This window comes from Advenella sp. RU8 (genome assembly GCF_048381675.1).
In the GTDB taxonomy this organism is placed as follows: Bacteria; Pseudomonadota; Gammaproteobacteria; order Burkholderiales; family Burkholderiaceae_B; genus Advenella.
The window spans coordinates 36,103-53,765 of record NZ_JBLWIS010000007.1 but is presented as its reverse complement, the minus strand read 5'-3'; the positions used below and the strand labels follow the sequence as shown (position 1 = coordinate 53,765).

The 17,663-nt window shown below is 50.4% G+C and carries 19 protein-coding genes; 15 read left to right on the top strand and 4 right to left on the bottom strand.

Features of this window, described 5'->3' with window-relative positions:
- Position 1: 1 nt before the first annotated feature.
- From ACM5Q9_RS09915 to ACM5Q9_RS09850, 14 genes are all read left to right on the top strand, one after another.
- Positions 2-1,102: a carbon-phosphorus lyase complex subunit PhnI gene (locus ACM5Q9_RS09915; protein ID WP_418144573.1), complete on the top strand. Its 1,101-nt coding sequence runs from the start codon at positions 2-4 to the stop codon at positions 1,100-1,102.
- Positions 1,099-1,977 (top strand): alpha-D-ribose 1-methylphosphonate 5-phosphate C-P-lyase PhnJ, encoded by an 879-nt coding sequence (locus ACM5Q9_RS09910; RefSeq protein ID WP_418144571.1) that lies wholly within the window; start codon positions 1,099-1,101, stop codon positions 1,975-1,977. The genes ACM5Q9_RS09915 and ACM5Q9_RS09910 overlap by 4 nt, the downstream gene beginning before the upstream one ends.
- Positions 1,977-2,792, top strand: coding sequence for a phosphonate C-P lyase system protein PhnK (gene phnK, locus ACM5Q9_RS09905; RefSeq protein ID WP_418144570.1), 816 nt, complete (start codon positions 1,977-1,979; stop codon positions 2,790-2,792). The genes ACM5Q9_RS09910 and phnK overlap by 1 nt, the downstream gene beginning before the upstream one ends.
- 10 nt (positions 2,793-2,802) lie before the next feature.
- Positions 2,803-3,507 carry a phosphonate C-P lyase system protein PhnL gene (gene phnL, locus ACM5Q9_RS09900; RefSeq protein WP_418144569.1) on the top strand — a complete coding sequence of 235 codons (705 nt, stop codon included), beginning with the start codon at positions 2,803-2,805 and terminating at the stop codon, positions 3,505-3,507.
- Positions 3,497-4,642: an alpha-D-ribose 1-methylphosphonate 5-triphosphate diphosphatase gene (locus ACM5Q9_RS09895; protein ID WP_418144568.1), complete on the top strand. Its 1,146-nt coding sequence runs from the start codon at positions 3,497-3,499 to the stop codon at positions 4,640-4,642. Before phnL ends, ACM5Q9_RS09895 begins: the two co-directional genes overlap by 11 nt.
- A complete protein-coding gene (gene phnN, locus ACM5Q9_RS09890; protein ID WP_418144567.1) occupies positions 4,642-5,247 on the top strand; it encodes a phosphonate metabolism protein/1,5-bisphosphokinase (PRPP-forming) PhnN in 606 nt (201 codons plus the stop codon). The genes ACM5Q9_RS09895 and phnN overlap by 1 nt, the downstream gene beginning before the upstream one ends.
- 62 nt (positions 5,248-5,309) lie before the next feature.
- Positions 5,310-6,068: a phosphonate metabolism protein PhnP gene (phnP, locus tag ACM5Q9_RS09885; protein WP_418144566.1), complete on the top strand. Its 759-nt coding sequence runs from the start codon at positions 5,310-5,312 to the stop codon at positions 6,066-6,068.
- 97 nt (positions 6,069-6,165) lie between these two features.
- Positions 6,166-7,440, top strand: a complete 1,275-nt coding sequence (locus ACM5Q9_RS09880) for a mechanosensitive ion channel family protein (RefSeq protein WP_418144565.1) — start codon at positions 6,166-6,168, stop codon at positions 7,438-7,440.
- A 192-nt stretch (positions 7,441-7,632) separates the two neighbouring features.
- Entirely contained in the window at positions 7,633-8,667 is a 1,035-nt protein-coding gene (locus ACM5Q9_RS09875; RefSeq protein ID WP_418144564.1) for an ABC transporter substrate-binding protein, read from the top strand.
- Positions 8,668-8,673: 6 nt separating this feature from the next.
- Positions 8,674-9,483 carry an ABC transporter ATP-binding protein gene (locus tag ACM5Q9_RS09870; RefSeq protein ID WP_418144563.1) on the top strand — a complete coding sequence of 270 codons (810 nt, stop codon included), beginning with the start codon at positions 8,674-8,676 and terminating at the stop codon, positions 9,481-9,483.
- Between the two features lies 1 nt (position 9,484).
- On the top strand, positions 9,485-10,279 hold the full coding sequence (locus ACM5Q9_RS09865) for an ABC transporter permease (protein WP_418144671.1): 795 nt from the start codon (positions 9,485-9,487) through the stop codon (positions 10,277-10,279).
- 192 nt (positions 10,280-10,471) lie between these two features.
- Positions 10,472-11,551, top strand: coding sequence for a tartrate dehydrogenase (locus ACM5Q9_RS09860; protein ID WP_418144562.1), 1,080 nt, complete (start codon positions 10,472-10,474; stop codon positions 11,549-11,551).
- Positions 11,552-11,574: 23 nt separating this feature from the next.
- Positions 11,575-12,570: an asparaginase gene (locus ACM5Q9_RS09855; protein ID WP_418144561.1), complete on the top strand. Its 996-nt coding sequence runs from the start codon at positions 11,575-11,577 to the stop codon at positions 12,568-12,570.
- Positions 12,571-12,583: 13 nt separating this feature from the next.
- A complete protein-coding gene (locus ACM5Q9_RS09850; RefSeq protein WP_418144560.1) occupies positions 12,584-12,718 on the top strand; it encodes a hypothetical protein in 135 nt (44 codons plus the stop codon).
- Between the two features lie 58 nt (positions 12,719-12,776).
- Here ACM5Q9_RS09850 and ACM5Q9_RS09845 read toward each other — a convergent pair whose 3' ends face one another.
- A complete protein-coding gene (locus ACM5Q9_RS09845; protein WP_418144559.1) occupies positions 12,777-12,998 on the bottom strand; it encodes a putative signal transducing protein in 222 nt (73 codons plus the stop codon).
- A gap of 127 nt (positions 12,999-13,125) precedes the next feature.
- Here ACM5Q9_RS09845 and ACM5Q9_RS09840 point away from each other — a divergent pair, with 127 nt between their 5' ends.
- Positions 13,126-13,506, top strand: a complete 381-nt coding sequence (locus ACM5Q9_RS09840) for a hypothetical protein (protein ID WP_418144558.1) — start codon at positions 13,126-13,128, stop codon at positions 13,504-13,506.
- Between the two features lie 98 nt (positions 13,507-13,604).
- Here ACM5Q9_RS09840 and ACM5Q9_RS09835 read toward each other — a convergent pair whose 3' ends face one another.
- From ACM5Q9_RS09835 to ACM5Q9_RS09825, 3 genes are all read right to left on the bottom strand, one after another.
- The gene (locus tag ACM5Q9_RS09835; RefSeq protein ID WP_418144557.1) at positions 13,605-14,786 is read right to left on the bottom strand and encodes an MFS transporter; all 1,182 of its coding nucleotides are present in this window, start codon (positions 14,784-14,786) and stop codon (positions 13,605-13,607) included.
- Positions 14,787-15,003: 217 nt separating this feature from the next.
- Positions 15,004-15,696 (bottom strand): nitroreductase, encoded by a 693-nt coding sequence (locus ACM5Q9_RS09830; protein ID WP_418144556.1) that lies wholly within the window; start codon positions 15,694-15,696, stop codon positions 15,004-15,006.
- Positions 15,697-15,897: 201 nt separating this feature from the next.
- Positions 15,898-17,532: an AMP-binding protein gene (locus ACM5Q9_RS09825; RefSeq protein WP_418144555.1), complete on the bottom strand. Its 1,635-nt coding sequence runs from the start codon at positions 17,530-17,532 to the stop codon at positions 15,898-15,900.
- Positions 17,533-17,663 lie beyond the last annotated feature (131 nt).

Sequence of the window (17,663 nt, the reverse complement as noted above, 5' to 3'; positions counted from 1 at the left end):
CATGTATGTTGCCGTAAAAGGTGGCGAAAAAGCCATCGACCATGCCCACCACCTGCTGGCCAAAAAACGTCGTGGTTCAACCGATATCCCGGAGCTGGGTGTTGACCAGATCCAGGAGCAACTGTCGATGGCTGTTGCACGCGTCATGACCGAAGGTTCACTCTACGATGAACAGCTGGCTTCACTGGCGATCAAACAATCGGCAGGTGACTTGCTTGAAGCGATTTTCCTGTTGCGGGCCTATCGTACTACCTTGCCCCGCTTTGCCGCTTCTGTGCCGCTGCAAACCAGTGAGATGCAAATGGAGCGCCGAATTTCGGCCACCTACAAGGACTTGCCGGGTGGGCAATTGTTGGGCCCCACCTTTGACTATACCCACCGTTTGCTGGATTTTACCCTGATGGCTGAAGGCAGTGAATTGCCCACGCCAGTGCTGGAGGACTTGCAGGCTGAGCCTTGCCCGCGTGTACTGGAAATGCTAGAGAAGGAGGGCCTGATGCGGGTTGAAAAGAATACTCGTGCCGAGGTGCCTGACATTACCCGTGAGCCGCTGGACTTTCCCACCAACCGCATGCAGCGTTTACAGGCGCTTGCCCGTGGTGACGAGGGTTTCATGATGGCCCTGGCGTATTCCACCCAGCGTGGCTATGGCCGTAACCATCCCTTTGCCGGAGAAATCCGTATCGGTTTTACTGAAGTCTGGATAGAGCCCGAAGAGCTGGATTTTGCCGTGCCGCTTGGCGATATCGAAATAACCGAATGTGAAATGGTTAACCAGTTTATTGGCTCCAAAACCGAGCCGGCCCAGTTTACCCGTGGCTATGGCTTGGCTTTTGGCTATAACGAACGCAAGGCCATGAGCATGGCGCTGGTGGATCGGGCCTTGTGCGCTGAAGAACTCGGAGAAGAAATCACTTCACCGGCCCAGCAGGAAGAGTTCGTGCTGATGCATTGCGATAATGTTGAAGCTGCCGGATTTGTTTCACACTTAAAACTTCCTCACTATGTTGACTTCCAGTCCGAGCTGGAATTGATCCGCAAAATGCATGCACAGGATCAGGCAGATGACGAGGCATATTCCATCCAGGAGAAACGGGCATGAGGACCGCATCGGAAAAACAGGTTCAGCAAGGGCTGACAGAGGGTTATAACTTTGCTTATCTTGATGAGCAAACCAAACGCATGATTCGCCGTGGTTTGCTTAAGGCGGTTGCCATTCCCGGTTATCAGGTACCTTTTGGTGGCCGTGAAATGCCATTGCCTTATGGGTGGGGTACGGGCGGCATGCAGGTAACGGCAGCCGTTCTTGGGCAAGATGATGTACTCAAGGTGATTGACCAGGGCGCGGATGACACGACCAATGCGGTATCAATCCGGCGCTTCTTTTCCCGCACGGCGGGGGTACAGACAACTGAAAGGACTGGGGAAGCAACGATTATCCAGACCCGTCACCGGATTCCCGAGGCTGAACTGAAAAAAGACCAGATCATGGTGTACCAGGTACCTATTCCTGAGCCATTGCGCTTTATCGAGCCGTCAGACAGTGAAACCAAAACCATGCACGCGTTGAATGATTACGGTGTCATGCATGTCAAGCTTTATGAAGATATTGCCAAATACGGGCATATTGCCACTGCCTACGCTTATCCGGTGCTGGTTGATGACCGTTATGTAATGGACCCTTCACCGATTCCAAAGTTTGACAACCCCAAACTGGACATGAGTCCGGCCCTGATGCTGTTTGGTGCTGGGCGTGAAAAACGCTTGTATGCCGTACCTCCGTACACCCGTGTAATTAGTCTGGATTTTGACGATCATCCTTTTGAAATTCAAAAATGGGATCATAGTTGCGCCATTTGCGGTAGTGATCATTCCTATCTGGATGAAATTATTGTCGATGACCAGGGAACCCGCGAGTTCGTGTGTTCGGATACCGATTATTGCAACCAGCGTGTTGCCCAGCAGGAGAAACAATAATGGCAGCTTTATCTTCAGTGATTGAAAAGACCGCGACAGCGCTGGACCAGCCTTTGTTGTCCGTCGAGAATATCTCCCGCCTGTTTGGTCCTGAAAAGGGTTGCCAGGGCGTTTCGTTCGACCTTTATCCCGGTGAAGTATTGGGTATCGTGGGGGAGTCCGGTTCGGGTAAATCCACGTTGTTAAGCGTCTTGTCAGGACGCAGCCAGCCCCAGGATGGTGTTATCACTTATCGCAACCAGCAGGGTGAAATTATTGATCTGTATAGCAGCAGTGAGGCCGAGCGCCGTACCCTGTTGCGTACCGAATGGGGCTTTGTTGAGCAAAATCCGCGTGACGGATTGCGTATGGGTGTGTCGGCCGGAGCCAATATTGGCGAGCGCCTGATGGCCCAGGGGGTGCGTAATTACGGTGTCTTGCGTCAGGAGGCCCTGGATTGGCTGCAGCATGTGGAAATTGATGCCAATCGCATCGATGACTTGCCCCGGACTTTTTCCGGCGGCATGCAGCAACGCTTGCAGATAGCCCGCAATCTGGTATCCAGCCCGCGACTGGTCTTCATGGATGAACCTACCGGTGGACTGGATGTATCGGTGCAGGCCCGTTTACTTGATTTGCTGCGCCGCCTGGTGCGTGAACTGGATCTGGCCGTGGTAATTGTTACCCATGACCTGGCTGTCGCTCGCTTGCTGGCAGACCGCTTGATGGTCATGCGCCGTTCCCGTGTCGTGGAAAGCGGCCTGACCGACCAGATTCTTGATGACCCCCAGCATCCATATACCCAGTTGCTGGTTTCATCTGTTTTACAGCCTTAAGGTGATTGTGATGCAAACAATTGTTGAAGTTAAAAATTTATACAAGACGTTCACCCTGCATCAGCAGCAGGGGGTGGTGTTGAATGTACTTAAGAATATCAGCTTTGAGGTAGGGGCTGGCGAGTGCGTGGTATTGCACGGCCATTCCGGTGCTGGCAAGTCAACCCTGATGCGTACGCTATATGGCAATTACCTGCCTGCCAGTGGCAGTATCCAGGTTTTGCACCGTGAGCAAATGATGGAAATGGTGGGTGCTGAACCGCGCCAGATTATGGCCGTTCGCCGTGAAACCATGGGCTATGTCAGTCAGTTCCTGCGGGTGATTCCACGCGTGACCTGCCTGGATGTCGTGATGGAACCGGCCCTGGCCAGAGGCTGGGCGGCAGACAAGGCAGCCCAAAGGGCGCGCCAGCTGTTAAGTCGCCTGAATATTCCCGAGCGCTTGTGGTCATTGGCACCGGGTACCTTTTCCGGGGGAGAGCAGCAGCGCGTCAATATTGCCCGTGGTTTCATGGTGAGCTGGCCGGTGATGCTGCTTGATGAGCCGACGGCTTCACTGGATGATGTCAATCGCCAGGTGGTACTGGACCTGATTGGCGAAGCCAAGCAGGCAGGTTCGGCGCTGATTGGTATTTTCCATGACAAGGCTGCCCGTGAGGTGGTGGCCGACCGCTATATTGATATGAATATCCAGGAGTCCAGTCATGCCGCATGAGCAAATTTACACAAATGCCCGAATCGTCATGGCCGATGAGGTTTTTACCGGCACAGTAGTGGTTCAAGACGGCATTATCAGCGCAATCGATGAGGGAAACAGCCAGCTTTCCGCCGCCCAGGATTTGAACGGTGATTATTTGATGCCCGGATTTATCGAGCTGCATACCGATAATCTTGAAAAGTACATGAATCCCCGCCCGGGCGTGGATTGGCCATCGGAGTCTGCCGTGCTGGCCCATGATGCGCAAATTATCGGTTCCGGCATTACCACTGTTTTTGATGCGCTGTCGATTGGTGACGTGAATCCCAAAGGCAACCGTCTTTTGCAGTTGCCACGTATGGTTGAGGCCATTGACCAGGCTAACCAGGATGGCCATACACGTGCCGATCACATGTTACATCTGCGCTGTGAAGTCAGCCATGAGAAAACCCTTGAGGTCTTCGAGAATCTGGTTGACCATGAACTGGTCAAACTGGTTTCTCTCATGGATCACACGCCTGGACAGCGTCAGTTTGTCAAATATGAGAAGTACCGCGAGTATTACCAGGGCAAGTATCACCTGAGCGATGCCGACATGGAGGCGTTTATTATTCGTCAGCGTAAAAATGCTGAGAAATACAGTGATGATTATCGCCGCAAGATTGCAGGGATTTGCCAGGAAAAAAATCTGTCCATGGCCAGTCATGATGATGCCACCCATGAGCATGTAACGGAGTCAGCCGGTTTTGGCATGCAGATTGCCGAGTTTCCAACCACCCATGAGGCTGCACAGTTAAGTCATCAATTGGGGATGAAGGTGTTAATGGGTGCTCCAAATATTGTGCGTGGCGGTTCCCATTCAGGCAATATTGCCGCTGCAGACCTGGCTACTCATGGCGTGCTGGATATTCTTTCCAGTGATTATTATCCGGCCAGCTTGTTGCAGGCTGTTAAAAAGCTCAGTGAGCAGGAAAACGGCTATGACTTACCCAAGGCAGTGGCGACGATTAGCCTGTTGCCCGCGCGGGCGGCCAATTTAAGTGATCGTGGAGAAATCAGGCTTGGTTTGCGGGCTGATCTTGTTCATGTGGCCCAGGCTGGTTCACAGTTTGTGGTGCGGCAGGTTTGGCGCGAAGGGAACAGGGTGTTTTAATGGCGGGAAAACTGGTTTACATGGTAGGGCCTTCGGGCAGCGGCAAAGACAGTCTGTTGCAGACTTTGGCAAACGATTTGCCAGAAGATTGCATCATCATGAAACGGGTTATTACACGGCCAGAAAACTCGCCAGGCGAAGTGGCGGATTCCGTTTCAATGCAAGCCTTTGAACAGATCGAGGCTGAAGGCGGATTTTCCATGAGCTGGCGAGCCAATGGCTTGGCTTATGGTATTCCGAAAGACCTGGATACTCATCTGGCGGCAGGAAAAACGGTACTGGTTAACGGTTCGCGTTCTTACTGCAGTCATGTAAGCCAGTTGTATCCCGAGGCGATTATCGTCTTGGTAGCCGTCAAGCCCGAACTGCTCAGGCAGCGCCTGATCAACCGGGGACGGGAGTCATTGCAGGAAATCACCTTGCGTTTAGAGCGTAACCGTTGTTTTGAACAGGTATTGCAAAATAAACTGGCCTTACAGCAGATCAGTTTCTTTCTTTTGGACAATTCTGGTGATTTGCAGCTGGCGGTTGAACAGTTGCGCGATAAACTGGAAACATGGTGCAGTGTCAGGATTCAATCGGCTAACGACCCGTTGCCATCCTGATATCAGCGGTATCTTGAGGTCTTTCCCCGGTGTCCAGGCTGGGGAGTTTTCTGGAGTATTTGATGAAATTGACATTTCTGGGCACCGGGGATACTGCCCAGGTTCCGGTTTATAACTGCCAGTGCCCGGCTTGCCAGCGTGCCCGCCAAGATGGACAGTTTACGCGCAAGCCAAGCAGTGTGCTGGTACAAAGCGGAGCAAGCCAGTGGCTGGTTGATACTGGCCATACAGACTTGTGCCAGCGTTTTGCGCCAGGCACGTTAAGCGGGATTTTGCAAACCCATTACCATGCCGATCATGCCCAGGGCTTATTGCATTTGCGCTGGGGCGTGGATATGCACATTCCCGTATATGGTCCGGCCGATGAGAGCGGATTTGCCGATTTATACAAGCACCCTGGCATTCTTGATTTTTCCTGGCCATTTGACGCCTTTGAAACCCGGCAGCTTAGCGAGCAATTGCAAGTGACCGCTTTGCCATTGGTACATTCAAAACCTTGTTTTGGTTATTTATTTGAAGAAGAATCAGGTAAGATTGCCTACTTGACCGATACGGTTGGGCTGGGTGCGGAGACTTACGCCTGGTTGAAAAAACAGCCGCTGGATTATTGCATTGTGGATTGTTCACATCCGCCCCGTGATACGGCTCCACGCAATCACAATGATTTGAATACGGCCCTGAAAATGTGTGAGGGCCTGACCATTGGTACTTTGCTGCTGACGCATCTTGGCCATGAAATGGATAACTGGCTCATTAACAATTCCGATTCCCTGCCGGGGAATGTCAAGGTGGCCAGGGATGGACTAATCCTGACGGTTTGATATTGTTTCTTATAGATGGTTTAATAATGTTCAGACTCATGCCCCGTTAATCGGGGCGTTATTTTTTATTTTCGCCGTAAACAAACAGGAACAACATATGCTTGAACCATTATCCTATTGGCTCAAAGCCTGGGAATATGATGTGACGGAAAACGAAGCCACCTGGATTGCGCTGGGTTTGATGCTTCTCACAACAGTTATCATTCATTGCATATTGCATTACGGGGTCGTCAGGTTTTTGCGAAATCACATGCAAAAGTCGCCCTATTTGTTTTTACAGCTGTTAAGCCGGTCCAGCCTGCTTAAGCAGGTTGTTTTTTTCGTCCAGGGCGTTTTGGTGGGCGTGCAAGCCAATTTATGGCTAAGCCAGGGAAAGCTCCTTAATGGCATGTTGATTGCCGTGCAAATATGGACGTACATTTATGCGCTGATGACCTTGTTTTCAGCCCTGAATATTCTCCTGGACTGGTGTTATAAAAGGCAGGTGGCCACACAGCTTCCCTTAAACGGAATTTTCCAGACGATCAAGCTGGTGGCTTCCATCGCGGTGGGTATTTTCATTATTTCCCTGCTTATTGGCCGTTCACCGGTTATTTTGCTAAGCGGTTTGGGTGCCATGACGGCGGTCTTGATGCTGGTCTTCAAAGACCCTATCCTTGGATTGGTGGCGGGCATTCAGTTGTCGGCCAATAATATGCTCAAGCTGGGTGATTGGCTGGAAATGCCCAAATACAATGCCGATGGCGCGGTCATCGATGTCGGACTGACCACCGTGAAAGTCAGGAACTGGGATAACACGATAACCACGGTACCTACCTATGCACTAATCTCGGATTCGTTCAAGAATTGGCGGGCGATGTCGGAGTCGGGCGGCCGTCGTATCAAGCGATCCATTAATATTGATGTGACCAGCATCAATTTTATCAGTGAAGCAGAGATGAAAAAGCTGGCCAGAAGCCGTTTGCTGGCCGACTATATCCTGGAGAAAAGCCGTGAGCTCGAGCGTTATAACCTAGAGCATGACTGGGATTTGAGCCTGGCCCTGAATGGCCGGCGGTTAACCAATATAGGTACCTTCAGGGCATACCTGGAGATGTTTTTGCGCAACCATGCCAATATTCGCAAAGACATGACGATCATGGTCCGGCAGCTGGCCCCTACTGAAGATGGGGTGCCGATTGAAATTTATTGTTTTACCAATACGGTGGTCTGGGTTGAATATGAAAGGATCCAGTCTGATATTTTTGATCATATCTTTGCCGTGGTTCCCGAGTTTGGGTTGCGCCTGCATCAATCGCCCAGTGGGCATGATTTTGCCTTGATTGCACGGAATTTGTCCGAAGTCGCAGAAAAGCAAAGTCAGTCAGCCTGAAAAATCGGATAATTGTGTTGAAAAGCGGGTATTTTCTTTTAACAATCGATAAGAATGCCGGTTTGATTCATCCCTGATGTCCCAGGCCGGCTTTTATACAGAAAACGCTCTGCTACAATTGTTAGGTTTTATTACCAAAAACTGGTAAATTCTTTCTGTTACTTGATAAAAATACCGTATAGGAGATTAATAATGGCTATTTCCCGTCGTGATTTAATGAAGGTTGCCGGTGTCTCCGGCTTGGCCGCCCTAGCACCGGCTTTTGTGCGTGCCCAAGACAAAAAGCTTGAAAAAACAGATGTTTCCATTGCTGTTGGCGGCAAGGCGCTGGTGTATTATCTGCCTTTGTCAATTGCAGAAATCAATGGCTACTTCAAGGATGAAGGCCTGAATGTGCAAATTGCCGACTTTTCCGGCGGTTCAAAAGCCTTGCAGGCTGTGGTCGGAGGAAGTGCCGATGTCTGCTCGGGTGCCTTCGAACACACCATCAACCTGCAGTCAAAGAAACAGTTTTACCGTTCTTTTGTGTTGCAGGGACGAGCACCCATGATTGGCTTGGCGGTATCCAAAAAGAACATGCCCGAATACAAGTCACCGGCAGACCTGAAGGGCAAAAAAATTGGTGTTACCGCACCGGGTTCCTCTACCAATATGCTGGTCAGCTTCTTTTTGCAAAAAAATGGCCTGAAAGATTCCGATGTTTCTATTATTGGCGTCGGTGCGGGTTCGGGGGCGGTAACTGCCTTGCGCTCCGGCCAGATTGACGCGATCAGTAACGTTGATCCCGTGTTAAGTATCCTTGACTATGCCGGAGATATCCAGATTATTGCCGATACCCGCAGCTTGCAGGTTACCGAGGATATTTTTGGTGGTCCCATGCCTTCTGGCTGCCTGTATGCATCACAAAGTTTTATTGATGAAAATCCCAATACCACCCAGGCCTTGGCCAATGCCATTGTGAAAGCCGATAAATGGATCCAGCAGGTTGGGGTTGATGAAGTCATCAAGGTGGTTCCCGAAAATTATCTTCTGGGTAACCCTGAGGTGTACAAATTGGCCCTGAGCAAAAGCTTCGAGGGTTTGTCGCCCGATGGCCTGATGAATGAAAAAGGGCCTGAAACGGCCTTGAAAGCATTAGCCAGTTACATTAAAAACTTTAAAGCTGATGCGATTGATTTGTCTAAGTGCTGGACAAACGATTTTGCTGAAAAAGCCCAGAAAGCTTAAAAAAATATGTCAGAAACCGCATTATCTCTGGACAATATCACGTGTACCTTTGTGTCACGTGATAACAAGAATGAAAAATATACGGCCTTGCGTGATGCCACTTTGCATATCGCGCCAGGCGAGTTTGTCTCCGTAGTGGGTCCTACCGGTTGTGGCAAATCAACCCTGCTTAACGTAGGTGCCGGTTTGCTGCAACCGTCTGCCGGTTCGGTCAAGGTGTTTGGCCAACCTTTGCAGGGCATTAATCATCGGGCGGGCTATATGTTTCAGGGTGAAGCACTGATGCCCTGGCGCAGTGCAATTGAAAACGTGATGGCCGGGCTTGAGTTTGCCAATGTTCCCAAAGAGCAGGCCCGTGCCCAAGCCATGGACTGGCTGCAGCGGGTAGGGTTGTCACATGCTGTCAACAAGTACCCCCATCAAATGTCGGGTGGTATGCGCAAGCGGGCCATGCTGGCGCAAACCATGATTCGTGATCCCGATATCATCCTGATGGACGAGCCTTTTTCCGCCCTTGATATCCAGACCCGTCAACTAATGGAAAACGAGGTGCTCGATATCTGGATGAGCAAGCGGAAGGCTGTCTTGTTCATAACCCATGACCTGGATGAAGCAATCGCCATGAGTGACAGGGTTGTTATTCTTTCTGCTGGCCCAGGAACGCATATTATTGGCGAGTTCAAGATTGACTTGCCCCGGCCACGTGATGTCGCCGAAGTTCGTTCCCATACCCGCTTTGCCGAGTTGCATAAGGCAATATGGGATGTCCTGCGCGAAGAAGTCCTGAAAGGATATGATCAACAAAAACGGGCTTGATATGTTGAATTTAATTAAACCTAATACGCGCAACTTCCGGTTGTGGCAGTTTATTATTCTGGTGACAATACTGGGGATATGGTATTTCGCTTCTCTTAACGATAACGTGGCTTTCTTCTTTGGCCAGCCAATTGGGGTAGCCCAAACCATTTGGGCCTGGTTTATTGTTGACGGCGATATTTACCGGCATCTGGGTGTTACCTTGTCGGAAACCCTGCTGGCTTTTGTAATAGGCACGGTGTTCGGGATGCTCTTTGGATTGTGGCTGGGACTGTCAAAAACCGCTAGCCTGGTGCTTGACCCGTACTTGACCGCGCTCAATTCCATGCCCCGTGTTATTCTGGCTCCAATTTTTGCCATGTGGTTTGGTCTGGGCATCTGGTCAAAAGTGGCGCTGGCGGTGACGCTGGTGTTTTTTATCGTTTTTTTCAATGTGTATCAGGGGATCAAGGAAGTCAGTCCTACCTTGCTTGATAATGCAAAAATGCTGGGTGCCAACCGCAAGCAGTTGTTGCGCCATGTCTATTTACCTTCCGCTACCAGCTGGGTGTTTTCAAGCCTGCATGCTTCTGTTGGCCTGGCCTTTGTGGGGGCTGTGGTAGGTGAGTACCTGGGTTCAGCCAGCGGGGTAGGCTACCTTATTTTGCAGGCAGAGGGAACCTTTGATATCAATACGGTGGTTGCCGGCATTATTGTGTTAACCGTGTTTGCATTGGTACTTGATTTAATGGTTAGCCTTACCGAGAAACATTTCCTGACCTGGAAACCCGCATCGGGCGAAACCGAGAAGTTATAAGCGGTTTAAACAAGCCGTGTTTGCCAGCACACAAGATCCTCCTGTAACCGGACAACACATGCCGGAAGCGGGAGGATTTTTTTAGGCTTGATACGGTTGCCGGTTCGCAAGCTGGGCATATATGGTTAAGATATTACGTTAATCAATTTGCGGTTTAAATTAATAACAATACTTATTTTTTGCTGGATGAAAATGACAAAACAAATCAGGATTGCGGCCATTCCCGGAGATGGTATTGGCAAGGAGGTCATGCCCGAGGGCTTGCGTGTATTGAAGGCGGCACAGGCAAAATTTGGCCTGTCGTTGCACATAGAAGAGTTTGAATGGGCCAGTTGCGATTATTACGTCCGTCACGGCCAAATGATGCCCGATGACTGGTTTGAAACCCTGCAGCAGTTTGATGCCATTTATTTTGGTGCCGTTGGTTGGCCAGATACCGTGCCGGACCACATTTCCCTGTGGGGCTCCTTGCTCAAGTTCCGTCGTGATTTTGACCAGTACGTTAACCTGCGTCCGGTCAAACTATTGCCCGGCGTGCCTTGCCCATTGGCTAATCGCAAGCCGGGTGATATTGATTTTCTGGTCGTGCGCGAAAATACCGAAGGCGAATATTCTTCGGTGGGCGGCAAAATGTTTGAAGGCACCGACCGTGAACTGGTATTGCAGGAGTCGGTCTTTACCCGCAAGGGCGTGGACCGCATTCTGAAATATGCGTTTGAACTGGCGAGCAAGCGGGACCGTAAAAAACTCACGGCAGCGACCAAGTCCAATGGCATTTCAATCAGCATGCCGTACTGGGACGAACGGGTTGCCTTAATGGCGCAAGACTATCCACAGGTGCAATGGGACAAGCAACACATTGATATCCTGTCCGCCCGTTTTGTGCTGCAACCCGACCGCTTTGATGTGGTGGTGGCCTCCAACCTGTTTGGCGATATTTTGTCCGACCTGGGTCCGGCATGTACCGGTACCATCGGTCTGGCGCCTTCGGCCAACCTGAATCCCGACCGTACCTTTCCATCCCTGTTCGAACCGGTGCATGGATCTGCCCCTGATATTTACGGGCAAAACATTGCCAACCCAATTGCCATGATCTGGTCGGGTGCCATGATGCTGGACTTTTTCAGTGAACGGGATCCTGCTTGTGCACAGGCGCATGATGCCATTATGGCTGCTATTGAAACCGTGCTGGTGCAGGGGCCAAAATCCCGAGACCTGGGTGGTTTTGCCAATACCACAGAAATGGGCATGGCGATTGCCGGTCTTGTTTAAGTGCCGGTAGATAAGGAAACGTAATGAGCAAGAAGCGGATCGCCATTGGTGCCTTGGGTGGCACAATCAGCATGACGGCCAGCCAGTCTGGGGGCGTCACTTCTACCCTGGGAGCCAGGGAGTTGGCTGAAACTTTGCCGGGTATTGCCGATCTGGCAGACCTTAGCCTGCATACCTTGCAAAAACTGCCTAGTGGATCTATCCGTTTCGAACACCTTTTCGACTGCCTGGCATGGGCTCAAAAAGAAGTGAATATGGGGGCTGCTGGCGTGATTATTACTCAGGGCACCGATACCCTTGAAGAGTCTGCCTTCTTCCTGGATCTTTTCTGGAAACATGAAGCACCGCTGGTTTTGATGGGTGCAATGCGTTCGCCCGCCGAGCCTGGTGCCGATGGCGCCGCCAACCTCAGTGCCTCGGTGGCGGTTGCCTGTAGCCAGGCCTCTGCCAACAGGGGGGTGCTGGTGGTCATGAATGATGAAATCCATGAGGCGCGTCATGTACGCAAAACCCATTCAACCCGGCTTAACGCCTTTGAGTCACCTGTGTTTGGCGTGGTGGGTGTGGTGTCTGAAAACCGGGTCCAGTATTTCAGGCCAACCGTCCGCAAGCCGCAGCTGGCGGTTCCTGCCAGTACTCATGGCAATGTATTGCTGCTGGAACATGCGCTTGGCGATGACCCGGGTATGCTTTCGCTGCTCCTTGAGCATGGGGCTTGTCAGGGGGTAGTGGTTGCCGGTTTCGGTGCCGGTCATGTTTCTGAATCCATGCGGGACGTACTGGTGGCGGCTGCCCAACGCTTGCCGGTTATTGTTTGTTCCAGAACTGGTGCAGGCACTACCACCCAAGCGGTTTATGGTTATAAAGGTGCTGAAATAGACCTGCAGAAAAATGGTATCCTAATGGGGCAGTGGTTATGTCCGCGCAAGGCCCGTTTGCTGCTTTCCGTGGCCCTCTGGAACGATTGTGACAGGGAACAAATAAAAGAATTGCTTGGACAATGGGGTGCAAGCCAATAACACCAGGAAAAATATGAGTAACTTCAGCTATTTTCTACTTGCGACTGTATTGGGCGTATTGTTTTTGGGGATTGGGCTGATTGCCTGGAGGCTTATAAAGCGGGCGATTGGTATCCCCAAGGAAATTGACAAAAGCGACCTGGATTGATCGCTTGCCTGCCTGTTTCTCTATATTGCCGATCGGGCGAAGAGGTCAGCGGGGTATATCAACGGTTTAAAAAGGGTTCAAGCAGGGTTTTGGCCAGTTCAACCTGGTCGGCCCGTACCATCAGGATCTGTTCATTCAGGCTATTGGATACCGCCCCAGGATACATCGAACTGAATCCACGGCCAGAAATAATAAAATGAATGTCATAGGCTGTCATTAAAGACGAAATGACGGCCGCTTCCGGTTCGGACTTCATTGTATAAACGGGAATCATGTTCATCGCAATCTCACAGTGTTCCAGTAACAAAAATAGAGTATATTTTTCAATTGTTTAAGTGTATTCTATACCGAGCGGCCATTGGGGTTGATGAATTGGCTTTTCTGTTTTTACCTTTCGGAGGTGCAGCATGAAAAAAACATTATTATTTATCTCCATGTTTGCAGTTGTGGGAACTGGGGTTTTTTCTACATCAGCTGGTGCAGCAAGCTTTGAGCATTCCGCACCCTTGGAAGTGGGGTTTAACAACCATAATAATCATGAAATGACATTCCGTGGTTTTGAGCAGGATAAACTGGAAGAAAGAAGTACCCGGATAAGCTGCGTCGGCCCTTGCGATGACCGTAACAAAAACCTGTTCCTCCTTCAGCATCAAACCATCACCAATCTGCCCTTGGTAACGGGTACAACAGCGGTGGTCAGCTCGTCCGGCGTTGATAGTCAATCCGCAACGGTCAGTCATGAAGTCATTGGTAATGAGGCGGTTGATAGTACTGTCCAGACCCGGTGAGTTTTTGGGTAGCCATGAGCTTGGCGCTTATTGAGCTGCTGTAGGCTCAATAAACCTGCATGCCATTAGTAGGCAGGCAGGTTTTTTTGTTTGGGGTATTAGGGTTTGGATCGGTCTAGCCTGAGTTTAAAAAATATCAACCCCACAGCAAGTGTTGCCATGCTGATGCAGAAAATAATCACAGCCGCTAGCAGGCCAAAAGTATCGGCCAGCAGTCCAACGGACACGATGGGCAAGATGGTGCCCAGATAGCCAATAAACAAATAGGTTGAAAATATGGGACCACGGTTTTCAGCAGTGCTTACCTGTCCCACAATGCCAAAGGTGGCAAGCAGGGTAGCGCCGTGTGCAAGTCCTGCCAGAATATCCGAAACGACAAACAGCAGGGTTGAATGGGTACTCATGGTTAGCCCCAGTCCCAGGCAGGCCAGCAGCATGAACAGCATGCCAAGGTATAACGTCTTGTGCAGTGGCAGGGAGCGGAGCGTGAACTGGGTACAGCCGGATATGAACAGGACAGAAGCGATCGCCGTTCCGCTAACGGCAGGACCGTTCCATGGAATCATTTCTTCAAGAAAAGAAGGTGCCAGCGAACCATAAAGGCTGAACATGCCAAAAGCGGCAAAGGCGGTCATGGAAATAATCAGGAAGAGTGGCTTGAGGGACGGTTCTGCCGGGACCTCAAGTTTGGGCATGAAAGACGGGCGCCCCGATTTTCCTTGTACTTCTTGCCTGACAGTGCGCAGGCCGTAAAGTATAAAAATACTGGGTACCAGGACGGTTACATAGGGAGTGACCAGGGGAAAGGGCATGAATTGGGCAATCCAGCCACTAATGAACGGCCCCGAGCCAAAACCTGTCACGCTGACCATAGAGGCAATTTGCCCTGCCTTGGCTTTATAACGTGCCGGAAGAACCTGGCTCATGCCAAGCATGGATGAAGTGCTGATCATGCCTGAGGCAAGGCCTATGATTATTCGTCCTACGCCCAGCATGAAGGGGGAAGTAGACAAGGTGGAAATCGTCAGGCCAATAATGGAAAAAACCAGTCCTCCTTTAAGGACGGGTAAAAAACCATAGTGGGACGTGACCTTGCCTAGAAACAGCAGAGCGACCAGAACACCTGCCATATAAGCAATAAAAATATACGTGATTTCGCTGGGTTTCAGGTCCCAAAGGACCTGGTAAAGCGGGTAGAGTGGACTTGCCAGGGCAGTTCCCATGGTGCCGACACAAAGCGCGGCACCGACCCAGGCAAAGGGTCTCCAGGTGGTTTGCATGTTGAGTAAGGTGGTTAAGTTAGTATAAGTACATTTGCTGTACTGATGCGCTGGAACAAGCCCTCATTAGTCATGCTCCAGATATCGGTTCGCCGTATTTTCAGGAAAAGTCAAAGGTGGTCAATGAGGGCGGGCCACCAGGCAAGGACTGGTTATTGGCTGTTATGCGGCAGTTTGATATAACGCCTGCTGCACTTGCTTGTGGAAACCATTAAAGTCACTCATGAAAAGAAACGAACTCTTCCAGTGGTACCCGGGGGGTCTGCAATTTATTGGCAGGATTTGAGGTGTCTTCGTAGCCAAGTGAAATTCCGCAGACCAGGATTTGGTCAGCCGGAATACTTAATTGTTGCTTCACAATCGCTGGGTAATTGACCAGTGCAACTTGCGGGCAAGTGTGCAGCCCCAGGGCGCGGGCAGCAATCATGATGTTTTGGATGAACATGCCGGTATCCAGCCAGCTTCCCTGTTCCATGTCTTTATCCAGGGTGATAAACAACACGACGGGGGCATCAAAAAACTCAAAGTTGCGGGCATGCTGGCGTTGCATGGCTTGTTTGTCGCCTTTCTGGATGCCCAGGATATTGTATAGTGACCAGCCGTTTTCGCGGCGTCGTGCCAGATAGGGTTCACGCCACTCTTTGGGATAATACTGGTATTCACATTGATTGGGGGTGTTGGAATTGAAGGCTTCAAGCAGGGCAGCCGATAATGCATTACGGGCTTGGCCTGAAACGACATGCACTTTCCAGGGCTGGATATTGCTGCCACTCGGCGCACGTGAGGCGGCTTTTAGCAGCGTGTGCAACAACTCGGTTGGAATGGCGTCTGGCAGAAAGCCACGAATACTTTTACGGCTGGTAATTGCCTCTAGCGTTTTGTTTTGGGTTAATTGCTCAATCGTGTCCATGTATATGAAAATGCCTGATAGTAAAAAACGGACGGTGTCCGTTTTTTGATTAACGATTATCGAAATTGGCAGGTCGTTTTTCAATCAAGGCATTCATGCCTTCCTTGCGATCCTCCGGTCAAAAGTAGCATAAAGCATTTTTCGCTTAAAAACGAGTCCTTTGTGCAACGTTCATGGCTGTGGTTCCACGGGGTGACCAGGTTAATCGATTTTGAAGGATTTGGCTTCATCTCGAAGTATGAACTTTTGCAGTTTGCCGCTGGGTGTTCGGGGTAAGTCATTTCTGATTTCTAGTTTTTCGGGGAAATACTGGGGTGCCACTTTTTTATCTTTCAGGTATTGACGCATTTCTTCAAATGAGAAGCTGGCCCCTTCTTTCAGGGTAACGAAGGCGCATGCCCTTTCGCCAAGTCGTTCATCGGGGAAACCCACAATGGCAACCGTGTTGATGGAGGGGTGCTGGTAGAGCAGGTTTTCAATTTCGATCACGGGAATGTTTTCTGCGCCGCGTATGACAATATCCTTGCTGCGCCCGTTGATGCGGATATAGCCATCCTGGCTTATGAAAGCAAGATCGCCCGAATCAAACCAGTCGTCTTCGGTCAGGGCGTTGAGTTCCGGTTTTTTGTAATATCCAACACATTGGGAAGCCCCCCGGACCAGCAGGCGCCCAGTTTCACCACGTGGCAATTCATTGCCGTTGCCATCGGCGATTTTCAGTTCGATGCCAGATATGGCTTTGCCGTCACTGATGCTGGATTTTTCCAGTGCCACAGCGGGTTCTGTAATGGTGATGGCACCATTTTCAGTCATGCCCCAGGCAGAGCAGACTGTCAGGTTCATGATTTGATGGGCACGCTCTATGACAATAGGCGGGATGGGGGCGCCAGCGCAGCAGAATTTGGTAAATTGCGGGGAACGGGGGGCACCTTTTTCAGTGGCATTGCACATGTCTTGTACGAAGGGGCTAGAGGCCATGCTAAAGGTGACCGCTTCATCCTTGATGATTTGCAGGGCGATACCGGGATCCCAGTTATCCATGACGACGGTGGTTGAGTTCAGTACGATGGGCAACATGGCCAGGTAACCATAGCCGGTCAGGTGGGCCATGGGAGAGGCGCCCAGGATAATTTCGCTGTCATTCAGCTCAAGGGCCTCTACAAATCCGTCAAGTGCGGCAAGCAGGGTATTGGAAGTGTGCATGACCGCTTTGGGCTCGCCAGTGGTGCCCGAGGTGAACAGCAGGATGAGAATGTCATCTGGCCCAACGGGATCGGCAACCAGTGGGTCTGTTGAATAGTCAGTCAGCAGGCATTTTTCGAAGCTGTTTTCACCTTCACCGCCCAGAACCACAATATGCTGGAGGGTAGCTATTTTAGGAAGCAGGCCTTGGGCCATTTCTTCATAATTGAAGTTCTTGAATACAGACGGGACAATGAACACTTTGGATTCAAGAAACTTCAGCATATAGCTTAATTCGCGTTCACGAAAAATGGGCATCAAGGGGTTGGCCACCGCGCCAATCCGGGCGCATGCCAGTGAGATCGCAATAAATTCCCAGCTATTGGGAATCTGGAAGCTGACTACATCTGACCGTTGAATGCCCAGGCGAATAAGGGATTTGGCAATCGCGTTTATGCGTTCATCAAGCTGGCGGTATGAAAGACGTACGGAGGGGCTGTTTTTGCCGTTGATTTTATAGGCAACCACTGCAGTTTTGTCCGGTTGTGTTTCCAGCGCAAGCCTGAAGAAATGTTCGATTGTCCGGTTTTTCCAGAAGCCGTTTTTTATCATTTTTTCTTTTCGTGCATCAATCAGGGATGTGTCAAATTTCATGATCTGTCTCGTGGGTAAGTGTCGTGGATGAAAGAATCAAATGCTTAATAGCCATATTCAAGCAATATAAGTAAATATATTTCCATATTATTTTTTATTATTCTTATCTATTGACGCTAATTAAAACACTA